Below are 26,888 nucleotides of genomic sequence, written 5' to 3'. Positions count from 1 at the left end.
CAGATGCGAGCACTCCTGCGATTCTGGCCAGACATCCGCGCCCGTCTGTGGGTGTATTCCCTGGTCATGGTGCTCACACTCATTGCCAACGCAATTTCGCTGGCCACCCCCATGCTCACCGGCCACATCATTGACGGCCCGATCGCCCACCGCGACCCTGCCGGTCTGTGGTGGCCTGCGGCCGCAATTTTGGCGGTCGGAATCGCCGAGGCGTCTGCCCTGTGGGCGCGCCGCCGTCTGGTTGCCGGGGTGGTGTCGGAATGGGAGGTCACGTGGCGGGGCCGACTGTTCTCCCGCCTTCTGTACCTGCGGGTCGGCAAGCACGATGCGTGGGATTCGGGCCAGCTGCTGTCGCGGGCCACGCAGGACATGTCGCAGCTGCGGCGCTTCTTTGCCTTCGGCGGACCGTTCATGCTGGTCACACCGGTGACGATCGTCATCGGCACCGTCATGCTGTGGCTTATTCACCCGCTGTTCGGGCTCATTGTCGTAGGTATGGCCATTCCGCTGACGGGTGCCGTCGCCCTTTTGGAGGGCCGATACCTGCGGGCTTCGCGCGCTTCCCAGGACACGATGGGCGAAATCACCACCAACGTCGAAGAGTCGATCCTCGGCGTTCGGATTCTGCGCTCGTTTGGACGTTCTTCGTGGGCTTCACAGAGGTTTTCTGAGATCTCCCACCGCTTGGCCGGCCACGAGGTGCGTCTGGCAAAGCTCGATTCCTGGATGTGGCTCAGCATGCTGCTGCTTCCGGCAGCCGCGCAGGTCGTCATGTTGGGCCTGGGCGCGTGGGGCGCACTTGAAGGCTGGGTGACCATTGGCCAGGTGGTTGCGGCGCTGACGATCACGTGGATTCTGCGAATGCCGATTGAAATGCTCGGCTTCCTGCTGGCTGACTTCCTTACGAGCATTACCGCGGCACAGCGGTATTGGGAGGTGCTCGATGAGGACATCGGCATCGAAGACCCCACCGGTGGAATCGACGATGCCGCCGCCGTGCCGCCCGCCGAGGGTCGGTTGGAGTTCGCGGAGGTCGGATTCACCTTCGACGATGGCGAGCGCCCGCTGCTGCAGGATGTGAACCTCACCGTTGAACCAGGGGAAACGCTGGCGCTCGTGGGACCCACGGGATCGGGCAAGTCGACGGTCGTGTCGCTCATCCCCCGCCTGCACGATGTCACCTCCGGTGCCATAACGATTGACGGCCGGGACATCCGCGACATCCCACTCAACGCCCTGCGAGGACTCGTGTCGTTCGCCTTTGAAGACCCCATTCTGTTCTCTGACACCATCCGGGCAAACGTCGAAATGGGAGGACCCGGTGCCGGTGACAGCGAAATCGAGCACGCACTGCGCATTGCCGCCGCATGGGACTTTGTGCAGGACCTGCCGGAGGGCCTGGAAACACAGGTGGGCGAACAGGGACTGAGCCTCTCCGGCGGGCAACGGCAGCGTGTGGCCCTGGCGCGGGCCATTATCGGCAAGCCGCGCGTACTCGTGATGGACGATCCCCTGTCTGCTGTTGACGTCGACACAGAAGACTGCGTACAGCACGCTCTGGCCGAGGTGCTGCCAGACTCCACGACGATCGTCGTGGCCCACCGCCCCTCCACAGCGCTGCTGGCGGACAGGGTCGCCGTGCTCGACGGCGGCACGGTCGTCGAAACCGGCACCCACCGCGAACTCACGGCCAACTCGACCACCTACCGCAACCTCATGGGGGCGCAGGCATGAGCGACACCGTGACTTCCGACAACAGCGGCAACACCAGCCCCGACAGCCCGCACGACACCCCAAACAACCCGAGCCCCACCTCGGATATTGATGCCCTCCCGGAAGGCATTTCGAAACGCTCCCGCGCGCTCCTCCTGCAGCTGATCCGACCCTACCGCGGGGTCCTCATCGTGCTGACTCTGCTGGTTCTGTTCTTCGCCACGGCCGGCACGCTCGGCCCGGTGTTCATAGCACGCGCCCTTGACCACGGCCTGCCCGCTGCGACAAACGGCGATTTCGGCCCCCTGTGGACCAATGTGGGCCTGTTCGCGGCGTTTGTGGTTCTTGGCGCATCTGCATCCTGGGCAGCTACCCGAGGCATTGGGATCGTCAGCCAGAAGATCATGGTGACCCTGCGCGGTCGCCTGTTCGACCACGTGCAGAAACTCGACATCGCCTATCACGAAAAGCAGAGCTCAGGCCGGCTGGTGTCACGGCAGTCATCCGACTTGGAGTCGGTGCAGGAGTTCCTCGGCTATACGCTCATTTCGGCGATTTCCGGGGTCGTGCAGATGGCGGTCATCGCTGCGATTCTCATTTTCCTCGACATCCCGCTGGCACTCGTCACCTTCGCCGGCTTCATCCCGCTGTACTTCGTCACCCGCGCCGCCCAGCGTTCACAGCGTGCGGCATACCGGCGGACGCGCACGTCGATTGCCAGGGTGATCATCGATTTCACGGAGTCGATGGGCGGCATCCGCGCTGTTCAGACCTTCCGTCGGCAGCCGCAGCGCAAATCCAGCCTGGCCGCCCATGATGACGACTACCGCAAGGCCAACACCGACGCTCTGCGGGGAGTGGCAGCTTTTGCCGGGCTGACCAGGCTGATCGGCAATCTTTCGCAGTTCGCGATCATCCTCTTGGGTGCGTGGCTTGTGATCGGCGGGCACACGCAGGTCGGTGTCTTGGCCGCTTTCGTCCTCTATGTGCGCCGCTTCTACGGGCCGCTTGATGAGCTCGTGCAGACGTTCAACATGTACCAGTCGGCGCAGGCTGCGCTCGAGAAGATCACAGCTGTCCTCGAGGTCGAACCCACCATTACTGACCCCGAAACTCCCCAGGCTGTCGAGGCCGACGGCGAGATTGTCTTCGATGCCGTCCGCTTTGCGTACGGGGACGGACAGGATGTGCTCCCCCGCTTTGATCTGCGCCTGCAGGCCGGGCAGACGGCCGCGCTCGTGGGCGCGACGGGTGCTGGCAAGTCAACGCTGGTGAAGCTGCTGACCCGCTTCTACGATCCGCTGGAAGGTGCGGTGAAGCTCGATGGAGTTGACCTGCGGAACATTGCGGATGCTGATCTGCGCAAAGCCGTTGTCATGGTCACGCAGGAATCGTTCCTGTTCGGCGGAACGATTGCCGACAATATTCGGATCGGCCGCCCCGATGCGTCTGATGACGAAGTCCGCGCGGCCGCACGCGCCGTCGGTGCGGACGAATTCATCGAGAGTCTGCCGGATGGCTATGACACGGATGTGCGCAAACGCGGCGGGCGTTTGAGCTCCGGGCAGCGTCAGCTGGTGAGCTTTGCGCGCGTGTTCTTGGCTGACCCCGCGGTTCTTGTTCTTGACGAGGCCACTGCTCACCTGGACGTGCCCTCAGAGAAGCTGGTCCAGCAGGGACTGGAGACGATCCTCGCCGGCCGGACCGCGGTCATCATCGCCCACCGCCTGTCGACGGTCGAAATCGCCGACCGCGTTCTTGTCATGGATGCCGGCAGGATTGTCGAAGACGGCACTCCCGCCGAGCTCATTGCCGGTGAGGGACGCTTCGCTCATCTTCACGCGGCCTGGAAAGACTCGCTCCTGTAGAGCTCGACATGGTCTGACGAGGTGCCGGGTCGGGGCGCTTCTCGGGTGCTCCGCTGTGGTTCGGGGCGCCTGCTCAACTCTTCGATGTCAAAGATTCTTGCCTTTATGTCAGGTTTACTTGACATGCCATGTCTAGTTTCCTTAACCTTGTGTCAAACAAACTAGACATGAGGACAGATGAGCACACACCCCAAACCGAAAGTGAAAAGCGCCAGGCTGCTTGCCGAACTCACGCAGGCCCAGCTGGCAGCCAAGGTGGGTGTATCGCGGCAGACGATCATTTCGATTGAACGCGGCGACTACGCCCCCAGCGTCTACCTAGCACTGTCAATCGCACAGTTGCTGAAACACACAGTCGAAGATCTTTTTCCCACCGCACAGGAGGACAACTCATGACAAACTCCCCGACACCTCGCATAGACCGGATGATGGGCTACTACTCCGCAACGATGGGCCATGAACGCGAAGCTCGCATTCTGCTGCAGGCAACGTCGTTCGGCGCGGTCGTGAGCGTCTACACGGCAACCGCCGTTGCCGCCGCACTAGCACTGACCGGCAGCGGCGCATGGGGCGCCGTCCTGCTGGTGCTGTCGTCGATTCCGTCGTTTGCCATCTACTTCTACGCTGAACGTCACGGTGTCCAGGTCGACAAGCTGCTGTCCAAGGGCACCTTGGGCCAGCTGGTGTGGCCCCACGTGATTATGGGCGTCATGGTTGCCGCACTGCTGTTCGGAATCGTGTTCCACCTGACCACAGGACAGCCCGTCATCCCTGTACCCGATATCACTCAGGGCCTTGCCGACAACTTCAGCCGCGACGGCACCACGCCTCTGTCCCGCGGCCTGTTCAGCGGAGGTGCTGTGGCACTCATCCCGATTGTGTGGGCGATCGTCTCCGTGCGCCGCACCAAAACCCAGAACCCCGACCCTGCCGACATTCCCGATGAAGACTGAGCAGCTCAGCTCACGGCAATAAAAACGGATCTGCTGTGGTGGGAACCTTTCCCCACCACAGCAGATCTCGTGTTTTCAGCAGCACCCAGCGGGCACCTCGGGAGCGTTTGCAATGCTCCCCTGACGTGGCTCAGTCCGTCGTGACGGCTCCGAGTGCAGCCGAACAGGAACCTCAGTTCGGCGCGTGAACACCGGTTCCAGGAGCTCCATAGTCGGTGTTGAACCCGAAAGCCCTGCGTTCGAGTTCTGGCAGCGATGTGTTCGACGTCGTCGACACGTACTGTCGAATCGAACCGGTGAATTCGCTGTTTGCGCTGTTGCGACCGTAGGCGTCCGTGTAGATGAACTCCGACCCGCCGCTGTTGTCGACCGTCGAGTTCTGAACATAGACATCACGCTGTGCTCCGTTGAACGGCGAGGACGGGTCCTTCTGGTCAAGGGCACCGGACATCGTCGACCACGGCCAGCCAACCGTCTTTTCGCTGTCGAACAGCTGGGAGACCGGCTTTGCCTCACTGCCTGAGGCAAAGCGCGATGGATTGCGCACACCGAACCACGGGTCGAAGCGGGCGATTGTCTTGCCGCTTGGATCCACGATCGTCGTGTCCGACTCCCACAATTCGTACAGCCCCCACACATCGCTGGTCTTCGGACCGTTGAGCACATTGGCATTTACGCACTTCTCATCAGGAATTCGCCGCGCACCGGTGTTTGCACCCGGCAAATCGGATCCGCTGGTCTGCACCTTTTCGTCCGTGCAGTTGCGGATGTATTCGTTCGGCTGGCCGAAGGGCGTCAACGTCGTGACGGCCATTTCGGTTCCATCACTGCAGCGAACCGCGTAGAACAGTTCGTGGGCATTGTTGCTCAGAGCGTCCTTCGAATGGGACCCCTGGTGCACCTTCATCAGGTAGTCGCATTCGATCGGCTTGCCGGACGCATCGCGCGCATAGCCTGCTCGGTCTGCCCGCACCTGCTTGACGTTGTTGCGGACAACGAACTTGTGCCCGTAGTGGTCTTCGTGCCGGTGAGGCACTGAACCGTGCTCTTCGGCGGCCACTGCCGAAACCTCGTTTGCGTAGCTGAACGGAATGCCGGTTGCCTTGTCACCGGTCTTCTTAACAGCCCACTCGTAGATATCGGAAGTGCTCGGATCGTCTCCGTGTTCATGGCCGAAGGTGCACTTCTTTCCGGTAGCGGGGTCGACCGCGGAAGTTGGGTGCCACGAGTCGTAGCGCTTGCCGTCGGGCCCTGTCACCGTGTATTCATCGTGCAGCGAGGCTGGGCACGTGTCGTACTCCGACGGCTCCCAGCCGTATGTCTTGCGCGCTCCGTCATCATGGTTTTCGTGACCGTGGTGCGTATCTGCTGTGCTGTGGTGGTCGCTACCGTTGTCATCTGCCGGTGCGCTGGGTTCGGCAGTGCCCGTAGGCGACGGTTCGGCGGTGGGAGCTGTCTCCTCAGCCGGTGTGCGCTCCTGTTCTGTCGGCTCCTCCGAGGGGGTCGCGGCAGGCTCAGCAGCTGCAGCGGTAGCTCCGCACAAAGCCAGAAGAGCACTGAATGCGGCTGCGGCAGCCGTCTTTCGATTGATTTTCACTTTGCCCTCCTGCGGAAAAGCATGATTGCGGTAATGCCGAAGGCGATCAGAGCGGCACCTGCGGCGAGCGCGCCGGCAAACTGCGCTCCCGTACGCGGCAGCGGACTGTTGTTGCCGCCTTGCTGCTGGGCTTCTGTGCCAGCCCCTTCACCGGCTTCGGCGCTTGAACCGGCACCTGCACCGTTCTCACGAGAGTTGCCTGAAGAACCGGTGTCGCCTTCTGGTTCAGATCCCTCGGGTGCTCCTGTGTCGGTATCGGCATCGTCTCCGGGGGCTTCTGGCTGCTGAGTGCCATCGGCGGGATCAGAGGTCTGTGTGCTGTCCTCTGTCGGCTCTTCTTCCGGATCAGGAGCTGCCGGAGGTTCGTCGTCGGTCGGACCCTGGGCAGGCATATCTGCCACCCTTACGGTGCCGATGCTTCCGATTGCATCGCCGCCGGCCACGAACTGGTGACCATTGCGGCCGTTCATCCCTTCGACGACTCCGACGCCGCGTCCCAGGCGCTCGGCTTTGGCTTCGCCCTTGATAACGGAAATGTAGTCGTCTGAAACATCATCAACAGAGATCCGCGGGGCGTTGAGCGCGCGAGTGTCGAGCGCCCATGCGCGGTTCGCCGAGTAATCGCCGATGACCAGCGTGCCGGAGCTGCCCTTCTTCTGCGGCGGCAGTGCGGACACCGCAAAGCCGAAGCTGCCTGCGTCCTCACCACCGTCGATCCACCATCCGCGGGCCTTGCCGTCAGCTTCAACTGACTTGCCGCCAGCCGCCGTCGGGTCAGTGGTCACTGTCTGCTTGGAGTCGGCACCGCGGACGATCGCAACCGCGCCGTTGCGCTTGTCTGGCCCCGCACCCGGTGCGCCGTCAGCACCGATGATCAGGTCGGCTTTGCCGTCGTTGTCGATATCGCCGGCGGAGGCAACAGATATACCCAAGCGGTCCCGTCCGCGCTCAGGGCCGTTGACGGTGAAGCCTTCGAAGTCTTCGCCGAGCTTGACTTCACCCCTGACATGGCCGAATACAACCCACGCCATGCCGTGGGCGCTTCCCTCATAGCCAGCGGGCTTGGCAACATAGCCGCCCAGCACGAGGTCGGGCTTGCCGTCGCCGTTGACGTCTCCGGCCGGGGCGATTGTCGACAGCCCCTGTTCCGGCGCACCTTCAATTGTGGCGATGATCCGCTTGGAATCGGGAATCTCTACGGTTGCGATGTCGTCGCTTCCAGCGACCACGGTCGCCGCACCGGCCCTGCTGTTGCGAGTCAGCGAGATTACTGCGACATCGTCCTTGCCGTCGCCGTCGATATCACCGACGCCGGTTGCAAAGTAGCCAGTCCTGTCATTCTGCTTGCTGGCGATGATGAAACCGCGATCACCCAGGTGGTCCAGCTGAATGTGCTCGGACTCTCTGCTGCCGAAGACCACGTATGCCCGCGATTCGGTGAACTGCGTGACGATGATGTCGTCAATTCCGTCGCCGTTGACATCACCGGCGCAGTTGACGCTGAAGCCAACGAGCGCGTTCTCCTCCGAAGGTCCTTCAATTCTGATGACACCCATTGTCGGGTCATCGAGTTGCCCCTGCTTCGCGTCGCCCGGAATCACGTAGGCCACGCCTACTGAGCTTGTGCCCAAACGGTCCCACATCCACGCACTGGTGACTATGTCGTGTTTGCCGTCGCCGGTGAAATCGCAGGAGCTCTGCGAGACGGCTGACCCTGTTGCAGCCCCCGTGGCCCCTGTCCACGTAAGCACATCGTCAGCGGGAGCCGCTGTGGCCGGGCTCGCTTGGCCGACCGCGAGTGCTGTCGCGGCCAAGAGAACGGAGGCCGCTGATGCAGCAGCCCGTCTTGGCCACGATGTCGCTTGAGTTTTCATGTACTGCTTTCTGTGAGTGCCCCCGTCGGCCGCCGATGAATCAGCCGCCTTTGAGGACCCGAAATCATTAGGTCAGGGTTTCCTGACCTAATGAGGTTAGCATTACCTAAGTTCTCTGTGAATAGCGTTTCAGCAGGCCAGACGCCCGACTTTCATCGGTCAGAAGCGTCAGGGCATGCGAAAGGGGCACAGGTTTCCACCTGTGCCCCTTTCGCGTACTTCAGTTTTCAGCGGTACCCAGCAGGCACCTCGGGAGCGTGTGCAGCACTCCCCTGACGTGACTCAGTCCGTCGTGACGGCTCCGAGCGCGGCCGAGCGGACCAGCTTGGAGTACTTGCCGAGCGTGCCGTGCAGGCGCGGGTTCTCCGGCAGCGTCCAGTTTTCGCGACGACGGTCGAGCTCGGCTTGATCGACGTGCAGGTCGATAGAACGAGCGGCAATGTCAACGGTGATCTTGTCGCCGTCTTCGACAAAGGCGATCGGTCCGCCGTCAACAGCCTCAGGAGCGACGTGGCCGATGCACAGACCGGTCGAACCACCCGAGAAGCGACCGTCGGTGATGAGCAGAACGTCCTTGCCGATGCCGGCACCCTTGATGGCACCGGTGATGGCGAGCATTTCGCGCATACCCGGACCGCCCTTGGGGCCTTCGTAGCGGATGATGATGACGTCGCCGGCCTTGAGCTTGCCTTCCAGAACGGCGTCCATTGCGGCCTGTTCGCGGTCGAACACGCGGGCGGTGCCTTCGAAGACATCGGCGTCGAAGCCCGCCGACTTCACGACCGCACCTTCCGGTGCCAGCGATCCGGTGAGCACCGTCAGACCACCGGTCTTGTGGATGGGGTTGCTCATAGCGCGAACAATCTTGCCGTCCGGGTCCGGCGGGTTGATGGTCTTGAGGTTCTCCGCAACCGTCTTGCCGGTGACCGTCATGCAGTCTCCCTCCAGCAGACCGGCGTCCAGCAGAGCCTTCATGACCACGGGAACGCCGCCCATCTTGAAGACGTCGTTCATGACGTAGTCGCCAAACGGCTTGACGTTGCCCAGGTGCGGAACCTTGTCGCCGATACGGTTGAAGTCATCGAGCGAAAGCTCAACACCGGCTTCGTGGGCAATTGCCAGCAGGTGCAGCACCGCGTTGGTCGAACCGCCGAAGGCCATTGTCACCGCAATCGCATTGCAGATCGATTCGTAGGTGATGATGTCCTTCGTGGTGATGCCGCGGCGCAGCAACTCGACAACAGCCTCGCCCGATGCGCGGGCAAACAGCGTGCGGTTGGTGTGGATAGCCGGCGGAGCAGCCGACCCCGGCAGCGACATGCCCATGGCTTCGGCGGCCGAGGCCATCGTGTTGGCGGTGTACATACCACCGCACGCACCTTCACCCGGGCAGACAGCGCGCTCAATGGCATCAACGTCAGCTTCGGTCATCTTCCCGGCACGGCAGGCGCCGACCGCCTCGAAGGCGTCGATGAGGGTGACTTCCTTTTCGGTGCCATCCGACAGCTTTGCCGTACCCGGCATGATCGAACCGTTGTAGAGGAACACGCTCGACAGTCCCAAGCGGGCTGCCGCCATGAGCATGCCGGGAATCGACTTGTCACAGCCAGCCAGGAGGACTGAGCCGTCCAGACGCTCAGCACCGAAGACGGTTTCGACCGAGTCGGTGATGATTTCGCGGCTCACCAGCGAATAGTGCATACCCTCGTGGCCCATGGAAATGCCGTCGGACACGGAAATCGTGCCAAACTCCAGCGGGTAGCCGCCTGCAGCGTGAACGCCCTCTTTGGCGAACCCGGCCAGCTTTTCCAGCGTGAGGTTGCACGGGGTGATTTCGTTCCACGAACTGGCCACGCCGATCTGCGGCTTTTCCCAGTCGTCGTCGCCCATTCCAACAGCCCGCAGCATACCGCGGGCAGCGGCGCGTTCGAGTCCGTCCGTTACGTCGCGAGAACGCGGCTTGATATCTGGTGTTTCGCTCATAAGCGCAGTCTAGATCTTCTTGTCCACATGCTGGAGAACGTGTGCACTATTCGGACAGGTCGGGTGCGTACCAGCAGATTCAGACCTTGTTGAGCGGCTCCTCGCCCGCGGCAATCCTTTCGAGCTGCTCCGTGAGGATCCCCAGGATCCGCGGGAAGAAAGCGCTCGTGTTGCCGCCGACATGCGGGGCGATGAGCGTGTTCGGGGCCTTCCACAGCGGGTGATCTTCTGGCAGCGGTTCGAGGTCGACAACATCGAGCGCAGCGTGCAGTCGGCACGATTCGAGCTCAGCCAGCAGCGCGTCCGTGTCGACGATCTTGCCCCGGCCCACATTGCACACGAGCGCACCATCGGGCAACTGTGCGAGGAATTCCGCGTTCACCATGCCCTCGGTGTGCTCGTTCAGCGGGGTGACGATGATGAGCACTTCCGTATTCGGAAGGATCTCAGCGAGGTCGTCATTGCCGTAGACCGTGCCGTGTTCGTCTTCCCTGGCGCGGCTGCCCACGCGGGTGATCTCCACTTCGAACGGTTCCAGGCGGCGGCGGATCTCCTCGCCAATGCCTCCGACGCCCAGCAGGGTGACTTTCCGGTCGGCCAGGGACAAACGACGCTGGTGGTCCCACGTGCCGGTCAGCTGGTTGCAGGCCGCCTCGTCGAGCCCCCGCAGCCGCGCCAGTACGAGGCCGACGGCCAGTTCCGCAGTCGCTGCCGCATGTGCCCCAGCACCCGTGGTGACGGTGACCTCGCCGACCAGGTGGTTGACCACGTCGTAGCCGGTCGTCTGGGCCTGGACGAGTTTGAGGTCGTTGATCTCATCGAGTTTCGCGACGGTCGACTCCGCGCCCAGATAGGGCAGGATCACAGCGTCGAGATCCGCAGGGTCGGAATCTGGGTGTTCGGCCGACCACACCCGCAGGTCAAGGGCACTGCGGGCGCTTTCGCTCAGGCGCGAGCTCACATCGTCAAGAAGGTCGGGGTCCGGAAAGGCGATTTTCGTGATCGTGCTCATGGCCTCATTGTGTCAGCCTGGCTGCGCTTCTTCCCGGCGCAGTTCACAAGGCGGACAGAGCTGGCTGGGTTGACGGGCCAGGGCTCACGAGGCGGAGCTCAGCTTCTCGTCGGTTCGCGGCTGGGTACGGCTCCCCTGCCCCGGCTCAGCCGCCGAGCAGCTGTTCGAACGGGGTGATGGTGTTCGGATCGAACTCATCGACCGGTTCCACACCGCGCGAGGTGCCGTGGGCACCCGAGGTGCTGGCACCTCGTGAGTTTCCAGCACCTCCCGAACCTCGCCCCAAGGCGAGCTCCAGCAGCTCTTCAACTGCCGCCTCGATCCGCCTGCACATACCGGTCTGCTCTTCCGGCAGACCCCAATCGTCGGTGGCCGCGAAGACGGCCGTCGGCAAGGCGAGCCCCTTGAGGTAGGCGATGATGGGCCGAATGCGCTGATCCATGGCCAGAGAGTGGCGAGCCGTACCGCCGGTGGAGGCCAACACGACGGGGATGCCGCGCAGACCGGCCTCGGGGAACAGCTGCAGGAACATGGTCAGCAGACCGATGGGTGCGGCGTTGTAGACAGGAGCTGCGAGCACCACGGCGTCAGAGGTGCGCAGTTTTGCGTAGACCTCGTCGAGCGCGTCCGATTGCACGCCGGTGAGCATCGAATCGACCAGCTGGTGGGACAGCTCGCGCAGGTTGATGACCTCGGTTTCGAGTGGGGCTGTCGCTTGTGGGTCTGCTGGCGCGGTTTCTGTTGCTAGCTCTGCCGCGGCTTCTTTCGCAGTTTCTGCCGCCAGTTCAGTCGCGGTGTCGAGAATCCTCTGCGCCAGCCGATTGCTGGTGCTCGATTCGGACAGCGAGGCTGTCAGTGCTGTGATCTTCACGGTCAGCCCTCCTGGTGTTCTTCGGCGGCTTGTGAACGTTCCTGGGCAGCCTTGGAGTTCGGTCCGCCTCCGGGGATGGGGTCTTCTCCGGCAGCGCGGCGAGCCTTGAGTGATTCGTGCGTTGGCGCTTCCGGCACGCCAGGCTCGCACAGGGATGCGAATTCGCGGCGCAGGACCGGGACGACTTCTTCACCGAGGATGTCGATCTGTTCGAGCACGGTCTTCTCCGGCAGGCCCGCATGGTCGATGAGGAACAGCTGGCGCTGGTAGTCACCGGCCCAGTCGCGGAAGCTGAGGGTGCGATCGATGACCTGCTGCGGGCTGCCGACTGTCAGCGGAGTTTGGGTGGAGAACTCTTCCAGGCTTGGCCCGTGGCCATACACCGGCGCGTTGTCGAAGTAGGGGCGGAACTCATTGACTGCGTCTTGGGAGTTTTTGCGCATGAACACGTGCCCGCCCAATCCGACGACTGCGTGTTCGGCCTTGCCGTGGCCGTAGTACTCGTAGCGCTGGCGGTAGAGGTTGACCATGCGCGCGGTGTGTGACGTGGGCCAGAAGATGTTGTTGTGGAAGAAGCCGTCGCCGTAGTAGGCGGCCTGTTCGGCAATCTGGGGTGAGCGGATGGAACCGTGCCATACGAAAGGCGGGATGCCGTCCAGAGGGCGCGGAGTTGCCGTGAAGCCCTGCAGCGGCGTGCGGAAACGGCCTTCCCAGTTGACGTTCTCTTCGCGCCACAGGCGGTGCAGCAGTGCGTAGTTCTCAACTGCCAGTGGGATGCCTTCGCGGATGTCCTGGCCGAACCACGGGTAGACGGGGCCGGTGTTGCCGCGGCCCATCATGAGGCTGATGCGTCCGCCGGCCAGGTGCTGCAGGTAGGCGTAGTCTTCGGCCAACCGGACTGGGTCATTGGTTGTGATGAGGGTCGTCGAGGTGCTCAGGTGGATCTTCTCGGTCCGCGCGGCCAGGTGCGCCAAGAGGACGGTCGGGTTGGCCGGGGCGACAAACGGCGGGTTGTGATGTTCACCGGTTGCGAAGACGTCGAGGCCGGCGGTTTCTGCGTGTTCGGCGATCTTCACGGTGCTCATCAGCCGTTCGTGCTCGGTCGGGATGGTGCCGTTCACGGGGTCGCGGGTGACATCACCGATGGTGAAGATTCCGAATTCCACAGTGCGCTCCTAAGAGTCAGACAGAGTTAATTGAACTGTCAACCAGCCTAGCGGAGCGGCGCCGGGGAAAATTCCCGACCGGGCTGGCGAGTGTGCATATTAGGGCACAAACAGTGGCAGAATCGCACTTTTCGCCGCTATATGTGCCCGAATATGCAGACCCCGCCTCACAAGTTGCGACAGTCAAACAAACGACTGCGGCCCCTGCCGTAAAGCAGGGGCCGCATACAAAACCTCGTCCAGATCAGATCCAGATGGCGGGATCGACGAGTTCCACCTCGCCGTGGGTGGGTACGTGGCGTTCCTTGGGACGCTTGATCTTGGCGGGAATGCCGACAGCGATCGTGCCGTCGGGAACATCGCCCACGACAACCGCGTTCGCGCCGACCGACGAGCCATCGCCGACCTTAACCGGTCCCAGCACAGCAGCACCGGCGCCAATGAGCACGTCATTGCCGATTGTGGGGTGGCGCTTGACGGCTGCAGTCGACGTCCCGCCGAGAGTCACCTGGTGGTACAGCATGACGTCGTCGCCGATTTCAGCTGTCTCACCGATGACAACACCGCTGCCGTGGTCAATGAAGAACCGCCGGCCGATAGTCGCTCCCGGGTGGATCTCAATGCCGGTGAGCGCCCGCACAGCCTGCGACAGCAGACGCGCGGGAGCCTTCCCACCGGGTCTGTTCCACAGCCGGTGGATCCCCCGGTGCGCCCAAATGGCGTGCAGGCCCGGATAGCTCAGCGCCGTCACAACATCGTTCGTCGCCGCGGGGTCACGGCGGCGTGCATTGTCGAGGTCTTCACGCACAGTCGCCCGCACGCTCGGTTTGGAAAAACCGACCGCGGCGGCCGTGCTGAGTGCCGCACTGCCGGCGAGCAGCGCACCTTTGAGGAATCGGCTCATCAGTGCATGTATTCCTGGAACAGCGGCGTCGACAGGTAGCGCTCACCGAGGTCCGGGAAGATGACAACGACGTTCTTGCCGGCGTTTTCCGGACGCGATGCAACCTTTTCGGCTGCTGCCAGAGCAGCCCCTGCGCTGATGCCCACCAGCGTGCCGTCTTCGCGTGCCACGCGGCGTGCGGCTTCGAGAGCTTCTTCGTTGCCGATGGCCTGAACTTCGTCGTAGAGCTCAGTGTCGAGGACTTCGGGAACGAAGTTAGCTCCGATGCCCTGAATAGCGTGCGGGCCTGCCTGGCCTTCCGACAGAAGAGGCGAAGCTTCCGGTTCGACCGCAACGATCTTGACGTTCGGATTGGCTTCGCGCAGTGCGCGTCCGGCACCCGTGATGGTGCCGCCGGTGCCGATGCCCGCAACGAAGATGTCGACCGTGCCCGCGTCTTCGAGGATTTCTTTTCCGGTGGTGGCGTAGTGCTTTTCGGGGTTGGCCTTGTTGGCAAACTGTGAGGCCAGCAGACCGCCGGTTTCCTCGGCGATTTCCTTGGCCTTGTTCACCGCACCGTTCATACCGTCGGCCTTGGGCGTGAGCACGAGCTCAGCACCAAAGGCGCGCAACAGGGCGCGGCGTTCCATCGACATGGATTCCGGCATGGTGAGCACAACGCGGTAGCCGCGCGACCTTCCGATCATGGCCAGGGCGATGCCGGTGTTGCCGGAGGTTGCTTCGACGATCGTGCCGCCGGGCTTGAGCTGGCCGCTTTCCTCAGCGGCGTCGATCATGGCTACGCCGATGCGGTCTTTCACCGAGTTTGCCGGGTTGAAGTATTCGAGCTTGGCGAGGATTTCAGCACCGGTGCGCTCACTGGCGTGCTTGAGGCGCAGGAGGGGTGTTTTGCCGACGAGTTCCGAAACACTGTTGTAAACAGTCACAGCTTTCCTTTGAGTTGATTCGAAAAGGTCCACGGAACTGCGGCCGGCAGTCCCGCATCTACACGTGACACACCAGCCAATGGCTTCAGCTGCTGATCTTCTGCCCGACCAACAGCACCAGCCGGGCGTATATTCCCGATTATGGCCTGTTGGCTCTGCCCGGGTACAGCCGGGGTCGGCCAGTGCGCACAACATCACATCCGATGGTCGCTTTCTGCGCGGGGACTGTCCGGAGCACTACTGTAGGGCGCACCCTGGGGACTGTCGGCCATGCCCGCCTGTGGGCCCTGCCCGTGTCAGAACTGCTGGTTAGGATGTGCGCATGACAATTCATCCGATCGTCGTATACGGCGAACCTGTTCTGCACCGCAAAGCTGACCCCGTCGTCGATTTCGATGACGATCTGCGCTCTCTTGTCGCAGACATGTTCGAAACGCTGCGAGTGTCCAACGGCGTGGGGCTGGCCGCCCCGCAGGTCGGCGTGGGCAAACAGATTTTTGTCTATGACGCGGATGACGAAGCTAAGGCCCGCCGTCGCCGCGGAGTGTTCATCAACCCTATTCTCACGGCTTCGCGCATTCCCGATACTCGGCCGAACCCGGACACCGAATCCGAAGGCTGCCTGTCCGTGCCGAGCCTCGATTTTCCGCTCAAGCGCGCGGGCAAGGTCACAGTCAACGGCTTTGATGAAAACGGTGAGCGCATTTCATTGAGCGCTGAGGGCTGGTTTGCCCGCATCATGCAACACGAATTCGATCACCTGCAGGGCACACTCTACGTGGACCGCCTGGATAGGCGGTGGGCTAAGAAGTGGACACGAGCCAAAGCTGAATACGGCTACGGCGAACCGGGGCTGTCCTGGTTGCCGGGCACCGACCCCGACCCCTTTGGGCACGACGCCGTAGACGAAGACCTCAGCTGATCTTAAGAGGTGCCGGTCGGCTCACGATGCGCCAGTCGCCGCTGCGGATGTCTGCTCGGCGGTTCTCGCTGGCCGGGGCCGGTCAGCTGTCCAGTTCGCGGTCCAGTTTGACGGCTTCGGTCTCTCCGCTGAACTCTGCGGCTGAGCTTTCCAGTTCGCCCAACAGCTGTTGAATAGATTCGACGTGCGATTCCGCCGCGAGCCCCAGATGTTCAAGGTTGGTCAGGGCGGCGTCGTCGGCAGCTGTGCGGGCAACAACGTCAAGCACCCTCTCCCCGATTTCGCGAGACTGCTCGCTGCGCTGCAGCTCGCTCAGTTTGACTGACAGGCGGCCCAGTCCGCCCAGGTAATCGTGCATTGCAGTGACTCGGTCGGCAATCGAACGGAACGCCGCCGCCAGCTGTTCCTGGTAGGCATCGATCTGCGGTGCGGTTCTTCGGTCCCGCAGGGATTCGAGTTCGCTGCGCAGCAGGTAGATCTCCTGGAGCCGCACGCCGATGGTTGATACGGCGTGGTCCAGGTCGATGTGGGACACGTGGTCTTCCAACACCGGGTTGTTCCAGGCGGGAGTGCGGCTGATCTGCTGTGCAATGTGCACTGTCAGGTGGAACAGCCGCTGTTCGTCAGTGTCCTGCCGTCCAAAGGAGTATCCGAGTGCCTGCGGAGTAAGCCACAGGGCGCTCTGAGATTCCTCCAGTGCTTTCTTATTCAGCCGTTTGGGGTCCCGAAGGTAGCGCACACCCGTGTACCCGGACGTGCCCAGTGTGCCGGCGGCTGACAGACCCGTGAGTATCACTCCGGGATCAACCAGGTCCCCGGCTACCAGCGAGGCAATTGCCGTAATGAACGCCAGCCCTCCGGTGACCATCCCGCCGACGGTTGTCGTGCCGATGAAGACGGCGCGACTGGCAAGCACATTCCGGTGCATCAGCGGTCCGAGCGCTTTTGTGCCCCCGGACGTGCTTGCCAGTTCGTACCCGCGGGCTTTCCACGCGCGGGTCACCGCGTCACTGACAGAATCCGAGATCAAGAAGCGGTAGCTGGGCACGGTTGAACCCAGTTCGCGTTCCCACAGCTTCCGCCAGCGTGCAGTCATATCAGCCAATCTTCTTCATGATGAGTTCACGGGCCTGCTTGGGGTCAGCCTGCCCGCGGGTGGCCTTCATGATGGGGCCCATGAGGGCGCCGATGGCCTGCATGTGGCCGCCCTTGATGCGCTCGACAACATCCGGGTTCTCAGTGATTGCGGCGTCCACCGCGGCTTCGAGCGCGCCATCGTCCTTGACGATTTCCAGGCCCTTGGCCTCCATGACCGCCTGTGGGTCACCCTCACCGGCCATGACGCCGTCGAGGACCTTGCGGGCCAGTTTGTCGTTCAGCTTGCCGTCGGCGATGAGCTTTTCGAGTTCGGCGACCTGAGCCGGAGCAACGAGGGTTTCGGGTTCGACGTCCTGCTGTTTGGCTTGGCGTGCGATTTCACCGGTCCACCATTTGCGCGCGCCCTGCGGCTTGGCACCGGCGGCAACGGTCGCCTCGATTGTTTCGAGCAGGCCGGCGTTGATGACATCGCGCATTTCGAGGTCAGAGAAGCCCCACTCCCCAATGAGCCTGCGGCGCTTGGCCGTGGGCAGTTCGGGCTGTTCAGCGCGCAGCTGTTCAACCCATTCGCGCGACGGCACAACCGGCACGAGGTCCGGTTCCGGGAAGTAGCGGTAGTCATCGGAATCCGATTTTTCGCGCCCGGGCGAGGTTTCACCGGTTTCGTCGTGGAAGTGGCGGGTTTCCTGCAGGATCGATTCGCCGGCATCAAGCAGTTCGGCCTGGCGGACGATCTCGTAGCGCACCGCACGCTCAATCGAGCGGAACGAGTTCACATTCTTGGTTTCGGTGCGTGTGCCCAGGGGAGCATCTGGGGACTTGCGCAGCGACACGTTGATGTCGGCGCGGACGTTGCCCTGCTCCATGCGCGCCTCGGATACCCCGAGGGCGCGGAAGATATCGCGCAGCGTGCGCACATAGGCGGCTGCGACTTCCGGTGCGCGTGCGCCTGTGCCCTCGATGGGACGGGTGACGATTTCGACCAGCGGAACCCCCGCGCGGTTGTAGTCGACCAATGAGTATTCGGCACCCTGGATGCGGCCGGAACCGCCCACGTGGGTGTTCTTGCCGGCGTCTTCTTCCATGTGGGCGCGTTCAACCGGAACCGTGACGATTTCGCCGTCTTCGAGCTCGACTTCAACCGAACCGTCATAGGCGATCGGTTCGTCCGACTGAGAGGTCTGGAAGTTCTTCGCCAGGTCCGGGTAGAAGTAGTTCTTACGCGCGAAACGGCACGATTCGGCGATTTCGCAGCCCAGTGCCAACCCGATCTTGATGGCCGATTCGACGCCCTTTTCGTTGACCACCGGAAGCGAGCCGGGCAGACCCAACGAGGTGGGGGTCACGTTGGCGTTTGCGGTTCCGCCGAAGGTGTTGGGGGCGGCGTCGAACATTTTGGTCTCGGTGCCGAGTTCAACGTGGACTTCGATGCCGAGGACCGGATCGTATTTGGATACGGCTTCTTCGTAGTTCATGTTTCCGCTCCTCAGTTCTTGTCCGCTGCGAGTGCGGGGATTTCATCGAGCACACTGTGTCCGCGTGCTGCGTTCAGCGCGGCTTCGAAGCCCGAACCGATCTGGTACAGACGCTCATCGGCCCGTGCCGGTGCCAGCAGCTGCAGGCCGACGGGCAGACCGTCGTCTGCCAGGCCCGCCGGGAGGCTCATGGCGGGGATGCCCGCGAGGTTTGCGGGGATCGTGGTGACGTCTGACAGGTAGATCTCCATGGGGCTCAGGCGGTCTTCCGCACCGAATTCCCACGCGGTGTTCGGCGTGGTGGGTGCGATGAGCGCATCCACCTGTTCGAAGGCTTGGGCGAAGTCGCGCTGGATGAGGGTGCGCACCTTCTGGGCTGAACCGTAGAAGGCATCGAAGAACCCTGCCGACAGGGCGTAGGTGCCCATGATGATGCGGCGCTTGACTTCGCTTCCAAAACCGGCGGCGCGGGTGGCGGCCATGACGGTTTCGGCGGTGACGGGACCGTTTTCAGGTTCTACCCGCAGGCCGAAGCGCATGCCGTCGTAGCGGGCCAAGTTCGATGAGACTTCGGAGGACATGAGGATGTAGTAGGCCTGCACTGCGTAGCCGAGGCTGGGCACGTCGATTTCGACGATTTCTGCGCCCTGCTTCTGGGCTTCGTCGACGGCGGCCTGGAACTGAGCGCGCACAGCGTCCGATGTTGCGTCGCTGAACAGCTGACGAATAACGCCCAGGCGTTTGCCCTCCAGTCCCTCTTCGGCCCCGCGCTTGGCGGCTTCGAGGAAGTCCGGAACTTCATCCGGCAAGGATGTCGAGTCCAGTGGGTCGTGACCGGCCAGCACCTGGTGGAAGGCCGCGGTGTCGGCAACCGTGCGTGCCGACGGGCTGACGGTGTCCAGGGAGCTTGCCATGGCGATCACCCCGTAGCGGGAAACCGAACCGTAGGTGGGCTTCATGCCGACGGTGCCGGTGAAAGCAGCAGGCTGGCGGATGGAACCGCCGGTATCGGTGCCCAGCGCCAGGGGCGTCTGGAATGCTGCGAGCGAAGCGAGCGCACCACCTGACGAACCTCCGGGGATCCGGTCGAGGTTCCACGGGTTGCGGGTGGGACCGAACGCCGAGTGTTCGGTGGACTGGCCCATAGCGAATTCGTCGAGGTTGGTTTTGCCGAGCATGGGCATGCCGGCGGCCTTTGTCTTTTCGTAGACGGTAGCGGAGTACGGTGGCACCCAGTCTTCGAGTATCTTTGAGGATGCCGTGGTGCGGATGCCTTCCGTAGCCACGAGGTCTTTGTGGGTGACGGGCACACCGGCCAGCAGCGGGAGGTCCTCCCCTGCGGTACGGCGACGGTCGACGTCAGCGGCAGCTGCCAGAGCGGTATCGGCGGTGACGGTGACGAAGGATTTGACCTGCGGTTCGACGGCTTCGATGCGGTCGAGGTGTGCCTGGGTCACTTCGGTTGAGCTGTACTCACCGGCTTTGAGTCCGGCGGCGAGTTCAAGCGCGGAGAGCTGAGTCAGATCGACCATGTCAGTCCTCCCCGAGAATCTGCGGGACGAGGAACTTGTCGTCTTCCTGCGCCGGAGCGCCGGAGAGAGCCTGTTCCGGGGTGAGAACGGGACCCACAGCATCGGGCCGCAGGACGTTGGTCAGGGCGATGGGGTGGCTGGTTGCCGGAATGTCGTCCCCGACGGCTTCTTTGACCTGGGCGACAGCACTGATGATGGTGCCGAGGTCGTCAGCGAGTCCTGTGAGTTCTTCATCGCTCATTGCGATGCGCGACAGCTGCGCCAAGTGCGCAATCTGTTCGGATGTGATTGCGGATTCCTCCGACATCGTCACCCTTTCTGATTGATCTAACTGCTGGTCTGATTGTACTTCCGCCGGTTCAGTCGTCTTTTCCGGCCAACAGTGCGTTGAACTGCTCTTCTGTCAGGACCGGGATGCCGAGTTCTTCTGCTTTTGCGAGTTTCGAACCGGCCTTTTCGCCTGCCAGAAGGTAGTCGGTTTTCTTCGATACGGAACTGGCTGCTTTGCCCCCGGCGGCGATGATGGCCTCTTTCACGGAGTCTCGCGTGTAGCCTTCGAGGGAACCGGTGGCCACGACTGTTTTGCCCTCAAGCGGTTTAGGGCCAGCCTCTTCGGGGCTTTCGGCGGCTTCGTCTGCCATGGACACCCCGGCTGCGCTCCAGCGGTCGACGATTTGTGCGTGCCAGTCAACGTCGAACCAGTCGATGAGCGACTGGGCGATTGTCGTGCCCACGCCTTCGACTTCGGTCAGCGCGTCGAGGTCTGCTGCCCGCAGCGCCTCCATTGAACCGAAGTGAGCCGCGAGCGCCCGTGCCGCAGTGGGGCCCACGTGGCGGATGGACAGCGCAACGAGCACGCGCCACAGCGGTCTGTCTTTTGCACCTTCGATTTCCTGGAGCATGCGCAGAGTTCCCGCAGACGGCTGGGCCGGGGTTTTGATCTGGCCCTTGTCCGGGCCCGATGTGTAGTACTCGGGCTGGTTGTAGAAGTAGCGGACGCGCTTGATGTTGCCGGTGGGCACACCGTTCTTCTTTTCTTCGCGTTCGACCCACACGTCTGCGAGGTCTTCGGCTTTGAGGTCGAACAGGCCGGCCTCTGAGAGCAGCGGCGGTTCGTCTGGGCTCAGGGGGTTGGTCAGGGCGAGCGCAGCTTCTTCGCCGAGGGCTTCGATGTCCAGTGCTGCGCGGGAGGCCAGGTAGAACAGGCGGTTGGCCACTTGCGAGGGACACGTTTGCGAGTTCGGGCAGCGCAGGTCGCGGTCGCCCTCTTTCTGTTCGACCAATTCCGTGCCGCAGTCGGGGCATGTGGTGGGCATGTGCCATTCGGTTTCTGTGCCGTCGCGGTTTTCAACCACCGGTCCGAGGATTTCGGGGATGATGTCGCCGGCTTTGCGCAGAATGACGGTGTCGCCGATGAGCACGCCTTTGCGCTTGACTTCATGGCTGTTGTGCAGGGTGGCCTTTTCGACCGTGGACCCGTCGACCAGGACGGGTTCCATAATGGCGAAAGGTGTGACCCGGCCGGTGCGGCCAACCTGCACGCGGATGTCCAGCAGTTCTGTGGTGACTTCTTCTGGCGGGTACTTGTACGCGCACGCCCAGCGGGGTGCTCGCGATGTATAGCCCAGCTGTTCCTGCACCGCGAAATCGTCGATTTTGATGACGATGCCGTCGATGTCGTGCAGGAGGTCGTGCCGGTGTTCGGCGTAGTGCTCGATGTAGGCGTGGACGTCGTCTTCGGTTTCGCAGTGCTTGTAGTACTGCGAAATGGGCAGACCCCACTTACCCAGAATGTCGTAGACCTCAGACTGGCGCTTGGGCAGTTCTTGGCCGCCACCGGTCACCCAGGCGGCAACACCGTGGACGAGCATGCGCAGCGGCCTCTGCGCTGTGACCTTGGGGTCTTTTTGGCGCAGCGAACCGGCCGCGGCGTTGCGCGGATTGGCGAAGGGGTCCTTGCCGGCGTCAATGAGGCCCGCGTTGAGATCTGCGAAGTCTTTCAGCGGGAAGAATACCTCGCCGCGGATTTCGACCTGTGCTGGCGGAGCGTCAGTGTCCAGTTTCAGTGGGATATCTTTCAGCGTGCGGATGTTCCCCGTGATGTCTTCGCCGGTGTAGCCATCACCGCGGGTGGCAGCACGCACCAGTGTGCCGTCGCGGTAGAGCAGATTGCACGCCAGACCGTCGATTTTGACTTCCGACAAAAACTGCGTGCCGGCGGGAACACTGCGCTTGACCCGGGCAAACCAGGCATCGAGTTCTTCTACCGAGAAGACGTCCTCCAGAGAGTACATGCGGGCCACGTGATCGACCGGTGCGAAGGCTTCTGTGTCAACGCCGCCGCCGACTTTCTGAGTGGGTGAATCCGCCGTGGCCAGTTCCGGAAACTCAGCTTCGAGCTGTTCGAGTTCTCCCATGAGAGCGTCGAAGTCGGCGTCGGGAATCGTGGGGGCGTCCCGCACGTAATAGGCCTCGCGGTGTTCTTCGATTTCAGCGCGCAGCCGGGCAGCGCGTTCGGCTGCCTGTTCCGGTGAATAGGTGCTCATTCTTCTTCTTTCAGCGCGTTGTGAATATCCGCAGCGGCCGCCATGAGACTGCGGGATGTGCCCGTGTCAGCTCCTGGTGGCAGCAGACCGGCCGAAACTGGTTCGGCAAAGCCGGTGAGAACCCCGAACTGGGCTGCCGAGGCGCGGCTCATGCCGATTCTGTTCCACGGTTCCCACACTAGCCCCAGGGTCTGACGCAGCCGCGCCCGCTGGATGCTGTGCGGGAAGTTAAGCCACACCTCGTGCCCGGCATCGGTCCATTCAGCCAGCCGCTCCCACTGGGCCAGAACGGCGGGCGCTTCATCAGGAGCCCCGGTTGACCCAGGCCCAGTCGGCAGGTCGACCACAACCGAGCCAACACCGATGTCGAGCAGCTGGTCAGCGTGCCGAATGTCCTTCCCGCCGATGCGCACCGTGGCGAGTTTCGGCACGTGCAGCAGCGGAGCACTGCCACACCGGGCCAGGAATGACTGCAGTCCCGTGAAGACGGCCTGCTCTGGCAAGCTGGGCAGGCTCCGAAAGCCGGAATCGGTGGGCACTGACCCGGTGAGGATCGGGTCCAGGTGCCTCTCCACGATCCGTGCCCGAGGCGCCTGTCCGGTCCTGCGCTCCACTTCGGCCAGGTGTGCCTGGGCGGCGAAGGCGTAGGCCTGCAGGACATCGCGGACGGCCCCGAAGTCTGACAGAACGGGTGCGCCCGACGGCAGTGACATGTGGCGAATCAGGTGCCACGGCCCGGGCAGGGTGAGGAGTGTGGGCCGTTCGTCGTGGTATTCTTCGACGGCGTCGAGAATCTGGGCGGTGTGGGAGCGGCTGAGCCGCTGTTCGCGTCCTTCTCCCCTGGCCAGTCGCCATCCGGCGGCGGTGAGGTCGACGGGCAGGTCGAGCATTCCCGCCGCGGGCGCGAGGAAGTCAAGTGCCCAGCGGGTTCCGCCTTCGGCAGGCTGGGCAATCTGGGGAATCGCAGGAAGCCCTTCACCGGGTGCGGTGATGGCGGCGCTGAAGGCTTCGCGCGGTTCAGTTCCCGCCCACACCCCGGTTGTTGCCGTTGAGGATGCGGTGGGTGTCTCCAGCGACGCGGCGTGCGGCAGGGCGGTCTGTCGATTGGAACCGTCGTGTTCGGCTGCCGCCTGTGTCAAGCGGTCGTGGTTCACCGTCCGCGGCCTCGCAGCTGCACGGGCGGAACGTCAACGGCGAAGCCCATGATGCGGCCGTAGAAGCTTAGCTCCTCTTCCAGTGAGGTGCGAATGGCTTCGGGATCGGTGAAGCCGTGCCCTTCGTCGGGGAAGAATCGTGCGGCGTAGGGCAGGTTGGCCTTTTCGAGCGCCTCGATGAGCGCACGTGCTTGGTTCGGCGGCACGACGGTGTCTTTTTCGCCCTGGAAGACGGCCACGGGCGCGCTGATGTCTTTGAGGTTCGTCAGCGGTGATGCCTTCCTAAGAGCTTCGGAATCCCCTGATCCACCGCCCACGAGGCCTTCCAGGTAGCGGGATTCGAAGTCGTGGGTGTCTTCGGCGAGTGAACGAAGGTCGACAACCCCGAAGTAGGAGCTTCCGCACGCAAAGACATCCGTGGTGGTCAGCGCCTGCAGAACAGTGAGCCCACCGGCGGAACCGCCGCTGATGGACACCCGGTTCGGATCGATGTCGCCGTCATCGGCCAAGCCCCTGACGACGGTCGCGGTGTCGGCAACGTCAAGAACGCCCCACTGGCCGTTGAGCGCTTCCCGGTACTGCCTGCCCATTCCGGTGGAGCCGCGGTAGTTGACGTCGACGACCGCTATCCCGCGGGACGTGAAGTACGCGTGGCGCAGGCTCACACGCGGCACGGCGCGGGAGGTCGGTCCGCCGTGCACAAACGCCACGCACGGAGGGACCTGATCAGTGCTGCTGTCGAGGCGGAGGTCCGGGTCCGCTGCGCTGTCCGGGTTGGTCTCGCTGGCGGGACCCGAGGCGGTGCCCGGCCTGCGCGGCGGGTACCAGACGGCTTGGATGCCGGAGTATTCGCGCACTTCGGCTCGCGGCAGGTATTCGGCAATAGCCGACCAGTCCTCCGGCAGCACGATCGAAAGAGCAAGCGGGTCGAGTTCACCCGATGCAATGTCAAAGGTGTACAGGCCGTCAACCCGGTTGCGCCCACCTGCCCGAATAAGGGCGACAGTGTCGTTGAAGTCCTCGATTTCGGCCCAGTCGATATCGGCGCCGAAGTCCAGCGGGCCGCCGTCCTGTTCGTCGGGCTTGCTGTCAGCCCACAGAAGCGCGCTCGTGCGCTCAGTTGTGATGCCATCGCGTGCGGCTGCCGCCACAATCCTCTGTCCGCCCAGAACCGGCAGGTACCAGCGTGTGCCCAGTGTCCACAGCGGACCGCCGATCTCACCGTGATCTTCAAAAACTGGGACTAACTCCGCCTCGCGAGTTCCCGGTGTGCCGAGTGCGCGAGCCCGGAAAACCGGCACATCGAGGTTCACCAGGCTCCATTTGCCGGAGATGTCCGTGCTCACCGTGAGGGTGGAGCGGCTGCACCATTCGGGCTGGAGGATGGACTGGCGCTGCTGTGTGCCCATGATCGCCACGGGCGGGCCCTGCGGTTTGAGGGTCTGCGGGTCGAGGTCTGCAAGCCACAGGCAGGTGGCGTCCCACGGCATGTCCGGATGATCCCAGCCGATGAACGCGACGTGTTTCCTGTCGGGTGACAGCCGCGGATAGGCGATGAAGTGCGGGCGGTCCTCTCCCGTCCAGTCCGCGGGGAAAAGGGAGCGCACGGGCTCCTCGGCGTGCGGGTCGATGAGCACAAGGTCCCGCACAATCTCATGCGGGTGCGCCCCTCGGAGTTCCCGCACCGCGGTGAAAACGGCCCCCGCGGCGGTGATGTCACCGAAGCACACCCGCCCGCCGGAATCGTCCGTCAGCGCCTGCGGATCGGTGGTCGGGCTGACTGTGTAGAGCCGCTGGGAAGCCTTGTCAACGAATACGACCGTGCCGTTATCCGCACAGTCCCACGCGCCGCCGCCGTACTCGTGAACGCGCGAACCGGCGCTGAGGTTCTCCGGCAGAATGTCGCGGGACTCGCCGTCGCCGTCGCGGAAGAAAATGCCCACACCCGGCTGGCCGGCCCGGCGCTGGGAGAAGAGAACACCGCCTGGGGTGAAGCGGGCCCGGTCAATGGGCCTGGTTCCTGCCGCTGCGAGTGCGGCCGTGATGGGCGAAGTGAGCGGTGAGCCGCCTGTCGGCCCGAACGACGAACCGGGTGCTGCGGACTGGCCGGGCATGTCAGGCCGCCGTACGGTCGATGGTGGCTTGTCCGAGCACCCTGGTGCCGTCGTAGACGACCATTGTCTGGCCGGGTGCAACACCGCTTAAGGGTTCGTCAACGCTGATGTGCATGAGCTGCCCGGCAGGGCGAGCCTGTGGGACGTTGAATTCGGTTTCCGGAGGATCAGGCAGGTAGTCGCCCATCCACATCCGTGCTGGAACGGGCTCAGCGTGCGCGCGGATCTGCACTTCACAGTCCATGGCGTGTTCTTCGGAGCTTCCGGCCGCTTCTGGCGGCTGGCCGCACCACGTGGTGCGGATGCCCGTCAGTCGGGTAATAGAAAGATCCGGTCGCTGGCCCACCGTGACGGTGTTCGTTCGAGTGTCAACGTCGACCACATAGCGGGGTTTGCCGTCGGCGGTCGGCTTGTCAATGCCCAGGCCCTTGCGCTGGCCGATGGTGTAGGACTGTGCGCCGTCGTGTTCGCCCAGGATTTCGCCCTCTTTGTCTTTGATGAGACCGGGACGCATGGGGATCTTGTCTGCCAGCCACGCTTTTGTATTGCCGTCGGGAATGAAGCAGATGTCATAGGAGTCCGGCTTGTTTGCCACGGGGAAGCCGCGCTCGGCGGCTTCGGCCCGAACATCGGCTTTTGCAGCGCTGGCGCCGATGGGGAAATAGCAGTGGCGCAGCTGCTGTTCTGTCAGCACACCCAGCACATAGGACTGGTCTTTGTTCATGTCCTGGCCGCGGTGCAGCTGTGGGTGATCGTCAACCCACTGAATTTCCGCGTAGTGGCCGGTGGCAATCGCGTCAAAGCCCAAGGCGAGCGCACGGTCGAGCAGAGCGGCGAACTTGATGCGCTCATTGCAGCGCATACACGGGTTCGGGGTGCGGCCCTGCGAGTATTCGGCAATGAAGTCATCGACGATGTCCTCTTTGAAGCGCTCGGAGAAATCCCACACGTAGAACGGAATGTCGAGCATGCCCGCCACGCGCGCGGCATCCCGTGAGTCTTCGATGGTGCAGCAGCCGCGCGAACCCGTGCGCAGGGTGCCGGGCATACGCGACAGCGCCAAGTGCACGCCGACGACTTCGTGTCCGGCGTCCTTGGCTCGTGCGGCGGCAACGGCGGAGTCCACACCGCCGGACATGGCTGCCAGTACCTTCACGGTCCCTCCTTCAGTTCAGCGCCT

General features: G+C 63.2%; 21 protein-coding genes. 5 read left to right on the top strand and 16 right to left on the bottom strand.

What is annotated here, in order from left to right; translation table 11 throughout:
- The first annotated feature begins 3 nt into the window (after window positions 1-3).
- The 4 genes from HMPREF3162_RS11020 to HMPREF3162_RS11005 all read left to right on the top strand — a co-directional run bounded on the left by HMPREF3162_RS11020 (window position 4) and on the right by HMPREF3162_RS11005 (window position 4,534).
- Window positions 4-1,734: an ABC transporter ATP-binding protein gene (locus tag HMPREF3162_RS11020; protein WP_070777842.1), complete on the top strand. Its 1,731-nt coding sequence runs from the start codon at window positions 4-6 to the stop codon at window positions 1,732-1,734.
- Complete coding sequence (locus HMPREF3162_RS11015) at window positions 1,731-3,581, top strand: ABC transporter ATP-binding protein (RefSeq protein ID WP_256282719.1); 1,851 nt, start codon at window positions 1,731-1,733, stop codon at window positions 3,579-3,581. The genes HMPREF3162_RS11020 and HMPREF3162_RS11015 overlap by 4 nt, the downstream gene beginning before the upstream one ends.
- Before the next feature lie 177 nt (window positions 3,582-3,758).
- Window positions 3,759-3,977, top strand: coding sequence for a helix-turn-helix transcriptional regulator (locus HMPREF3162_RS11010; RefSeq protein ID WP_070573640.1), 219 nt, complete (start codon window positions 3,759-3,761; stop codon window positions 3,975-3,977).
- Entirely contained in the window at window positions 3,974-4,534 is a 561-nt protein-coding gene (locus HMPREF3162_RS11005) for a hypothetical protein (RefSeq protein ID WP_070777840.1), read from the top strand. Before HMPREF3162_RS11010 ends, HMPREF3162_RS11005 begins: the two co-directional genes overlap by 4 nt.
- Window positions 4,535-4,706: 172 nt before the next feature.
- On the opposite strand, the gene HMPREF3162_RS11000 is transcribed toward HMPREF3162_RS11005, so the two are convergent.
- The 8 genes from HMPREF3162_RS11000 to cysK all read right to left on the bottom strand — a co-directional run bounded on the left by HMPREF3162_RS11000 (window position 4,707) and on the right by cysK (window position 14,867).
- On the bottom strand, window positions 4,707-6,131 hold the full coding sequence (locus HMPREF3162_RS11000; protein WP_070777838.1) for a hypothetical protein: 1,425 nt from the start codon (window positions 6,129-6,131) through the stop codon (window positions 4,707-4,709).
- The gene (locus HMPREF3162_RS10995; protein WP_070777836.1) at window positions 6,128-8,005 is read right to left on the bottom strand and encodes an FG-GAP-like repeat-containing protein; all 1,878 of its coding nucleotides are present in this window, start codon (window positions 8,003-8,005) and stop codon (window positions 6,128-6,130) included. Before HMPREF3162_RS10995 ends, HMPREF3162_RS11000 begins: the two co-directional genes overlap by 4 nt.
- A gap of 282 nt (window positions 8,006-8,287) precedes the next feature.
- The gene (gene ilvD / locus HMPREF3162_RS10990) at window positions 8,288-9,988 is read right to left on the bottom strand and encodes a dihydroxy-acid dehydratase (RefSeq protein ID WP_070777834.1); all 1,701 of its coding nucleotides are present in this window, start codon (window positions 9,986-9,988) and stop codon (window positions 8,288-8,290) included.
- A gap of 79 nt (window positions 9,989-10,067) precedes the next feature.
- Complete coding sequence (locus tag HMPREF3162_RS10985) at window positions 10,068-11,000, bottom strand: NAD(P)-dependent oxidoreductase (protein ID WP_070777832.1); 933 nt, start codon at window positions 10,998-11,000, stop codon at window positions 10,068-10,070.
- Window positions 11,001-11,145: 145 nt separating this feature from the next.
- Complete coding sequence (locus HMPREF3162_RS10980; protein WP_070777830.1) at window positions 11,146-11,871, bottom strand: NAD(P)H-dependent oxidoreductase; 726 nt, start codon at window positions 11,869-11,871, stop codon at window positions 11,146-11,148.
- Between the two features lie 2 nt (window positions 11,872-11,873).
- Entirely contained in the window at window positions 11,874-13,037 is a 1,164-nt protein-coding gene (locus HMPREF3162_RS10975; RefSeq protein ID WP_070777828.1) for an LLM class flavin-dependent oxidoreductase, read from the bottom strand.
- A gap of 244 nt (window positions 13,038-13,281) precedes the next feature.
- Complete coding sequence (gene epsC / locus HMPREF3162_RS10970; RefSeq protein WP_176747358.1) at window positions 13,282-13,941, bottom strand: serine O-acetyltransferase EpsC; 660 nt, start codon at window positions 13,939-13,941, stop codon at window positions 13,282-13,284.
- Entirely contained in the window at window positions 13,941-14,867 is a 927-nt protein-coding gene (gene cysK, locus HMPREF3162_RS10965) for a cysteine synthase A (RefSeq protein WP_070777826.1), read from the bottom strand. Before cysK ends, epsC begins: the two co-directional genes overlap by 1 nt.
- Window positions 14,868-15,189: 322 nt before the next feature.
- Between cysK and def the strand changes: the two genes are divergently transcribed.
- The gene (gene def / locus HMPREF3162_RS10960; RefSeq protein ID WP_070777824.1) at window positions 15,190-15,789 is read left to right on the top strand and encodes a peptide deformylase; all 600 of its coding nucleotides are present in this window, start codon (window positions 15,190-15,192) and stop codon (window positions 15,787-15,789) included.
- 82 nt (window positions 15,790-15,871) lie between these two features.
- Here the strand turns inward: def and HMPREF3162_RS10955 are convergent, their stop codons facing one another.
- The 8 genes from HMPREF3162_RS10955 to mnmA are packed head-to-tail and all read right to left on the bottom strand — an operon-like array spanning window position 15,872 to window position 26,864.
- Window positions 15,872-16,885 (bottom strand): hypothetical protein, encoded by a 1,014-nt coding sequence (locus HMPREF3162_RS10955; protein ID WP_070573765.1) that lies wholly within the window; start codon window positions 16,883-16,885, stop codon window positions 15,872-15,874.
- Between the two features lies 1 nt (window position 16,886).
- Window positions 16,887-18,362 carry an Asp-tRNA(Asn)/Glu-tRNA(Gln) amidotransferase subunit GatB gene (gatB, locus tag HMPREF3162_RS10950; protein ID WP_070777822.1) on the bottom strand — a complete coding sequence of 492 codons (1,476 nt, stop codon included), beginning with the start codon at window positions 18,360-18,362 and terminating at the stop codon, window positions 16,887-16,889.
- 11 nt (window positions 18,363-18,373) lie between these two features.
- Window positions 18,374-19,894 carry an Asp-tRNA(Asn)/Glu-tRNA(Gln) amidotransferase subunit GatA gene (gene gatA, locus HMPREF3162_RS10945; protein ID WP_070777820.1) on the bottom strand — a complete coding sequence of 507 codons (1,521 nt, stop codon included), beginning with the start codon at window positions 19,892-19,894 and terminating at the stop codon, window positions 18,374-18,376.
- 1 nt (window position 19,895) lies between these two features.
- On the bottom strand, window positions 19,896-20,201 hold the full coding sequence (gatC, locus tag HMPREF3162_RS10940) for an Asp-tRNA(Asn)/Glu-tRNA(Gln) amidotransferase subunit GatC (protein WP_070573758.1): 306 nt from the start codon (window positions 20,199-20,201) through the stop codon (window positions 19,896-19,898).
- 52 nt (window positions 20,202-20,253) lie between these two features.
- Window positions 20,254-22,440: an NAD-dependent DNA ligase LigA gene (gene ligA, locus HMPREF3162_RS10935; protein WP_070777818.1), complete on the bottom strand. Its 2,187-nt coding sequence runs from the start codon at window positions 22,438-22,440 to the stop codon at window positions 20,254-20,256.
- Entirely contained in the window at window positions 22,437-23,594 is a 1,158-nt protein-coding gene (locus HMPREF3162_RS10930; protein WP_070777816.1) for a hypothetical protein, read from the bottom strand. Before HMPREF3162_RS10930 ends, ligA begins: the two co-directional genes overlap by 4 nt.
- Entirely contained in the window at window positions 23,591-25,708 is a 2,118-nt protein-coding gene (locus HMPREF3162_RS10925) for a S9 family peptidase (RefSeq protein ID WP_070777815.1), read from the bottom strand. The genes HMPREF3162_RS10930 and HMPREF3162_RS10925 overlap by 4 nt, the downstream gene beginning before the upstream one ends.
- 1 nt (window position 25,709) lies before the next feature.
- Window positions 25,710-26,864: a tRNA 2-thiouridine(34) synthase MnmA gene (gene mnmA, locus HMPREF3162_RS10920; protein ID WP_070573750.1), complete on the bottom strand. Its 1,155-nt coding sequence runs from the start codon at window positions 26,862-26,864 to the stop codon at window positions 25,710-25,712.
- Window positions 26,865-26,888 lie beyond the last annotated feature (24 nt).

Origin of the sequence: Brevibacterium sp. HMSC07C04 (assembly GCF_001815905.1) — a bacterium.
Classification (GTDB): Bacteria; Actinomycetota; Actinomycetes; order Actinomycetales; family Brevibacteriaceae; genus Brevibacterium.
Note: the sequence above shows the minus strand (reverse complement) of the source record. Positions and strands in the feature narration are given on the sequence as shown.

Coding starts and splice junctions, on each gene's coding strand:
- HMPREF3162_RS11020 (WP_070777842.1), top strand. CDS start 4: ATGCGAGCACTCCTGCGATTCTGGCCAGACATCCGCGCCCGTCTGTGG.
- HMPREF3162_RS11015 (WP_256282719.1), top strand. CDS start 1,731: ATGAGCGACACCGTGACTTCCGACAACAGCGGCAACACCAGCCCCGAC.
- HMPREF3162_RS11010 (WP_070573640.1), top strand. CDS start 3,759: ATGAGCACACACCCCAAACCGAAAGTGAAAAGCGCCAGGCTGCTTGCC.
- HMPREF3162_RS11005 (WP_070777840.1), top strand. CDS start 3,974: ATGACAAACTCCCCGACACCTCGCATAGACCGGATGATGGGCTACTAC.
- HMPREF3162_RS10995 (WP_070777836.1), bottom strand. CDS start 8,005: ATGAAAACTCAAGCGACATCGTGGCCAAGACGGGCTGCTGCATCAGCG.
- ilvD (WP_070777834.1), bottom strand. CDS start 9,988: ATGAGCGAAACACCAGATATCAAGCCGCGTTCTCGCGACGTAACGGAC.
- HMPREF3162_RS10985 (WP_070777832.1), bottom strand. CDS start 11,000: ATGAGCACGATCACGAAAATCGCCTTTCCGGACCCCGACCTTCTTGAC.
- epsC (WP_176747358.1), bottom strand. CDS start 13,941: ATGAGCCGATTCCTCAAAGGTGCGCTGCTCGCCGGCAGTGCGGCACTC.
- def (WP_070777824.1), top strand. CDS start 15,190: ATGACAATTCATCCGATCGTCGTATACGGCGAACCTGTTCTGCACCGC.
- HMPREF3162_RS10955 (WP_070573765.1), bottom strand. CDS start 16,885: ATGACTGCACGCTGGCGGAAGCTGTGGGAACGCGAACTGGGTTCAACC.
- gatB (WP_070777822.1), bottom strand. CDS start 18,362: ATGAACTACGAAGAAGCCGTATCCAAATACGATCCGGTCCTCGGCATC.
- gatA (WP_070777820.1), bottom strand. CDS start 19,894: ATGGTCGATCTGACTCAGCTCTCCGCGCTTGAACTCGCCGCCGGACTC.
- gatC (WP_070573758.1), bottom strand. CDS start 20,201: ATGTCGGAGGAATCCGCAATCACATCCGAACAGATTGCGCACTTGGCG.
- ligA (WP_070777818.1), bottom strand. CDS start 22,440: ATGAGCACCTATTCACCGGAACAGGCAGCCGAACGCGCTGCCCGGCTG.
- HMPREF3162_RS10925 (WP_070777815.1), bottom strand. CDS start 25,708: ATGCCCGGCCAGTCCGCAGCACCCGGTTCGTCGTTCGGGCCGACAGGC.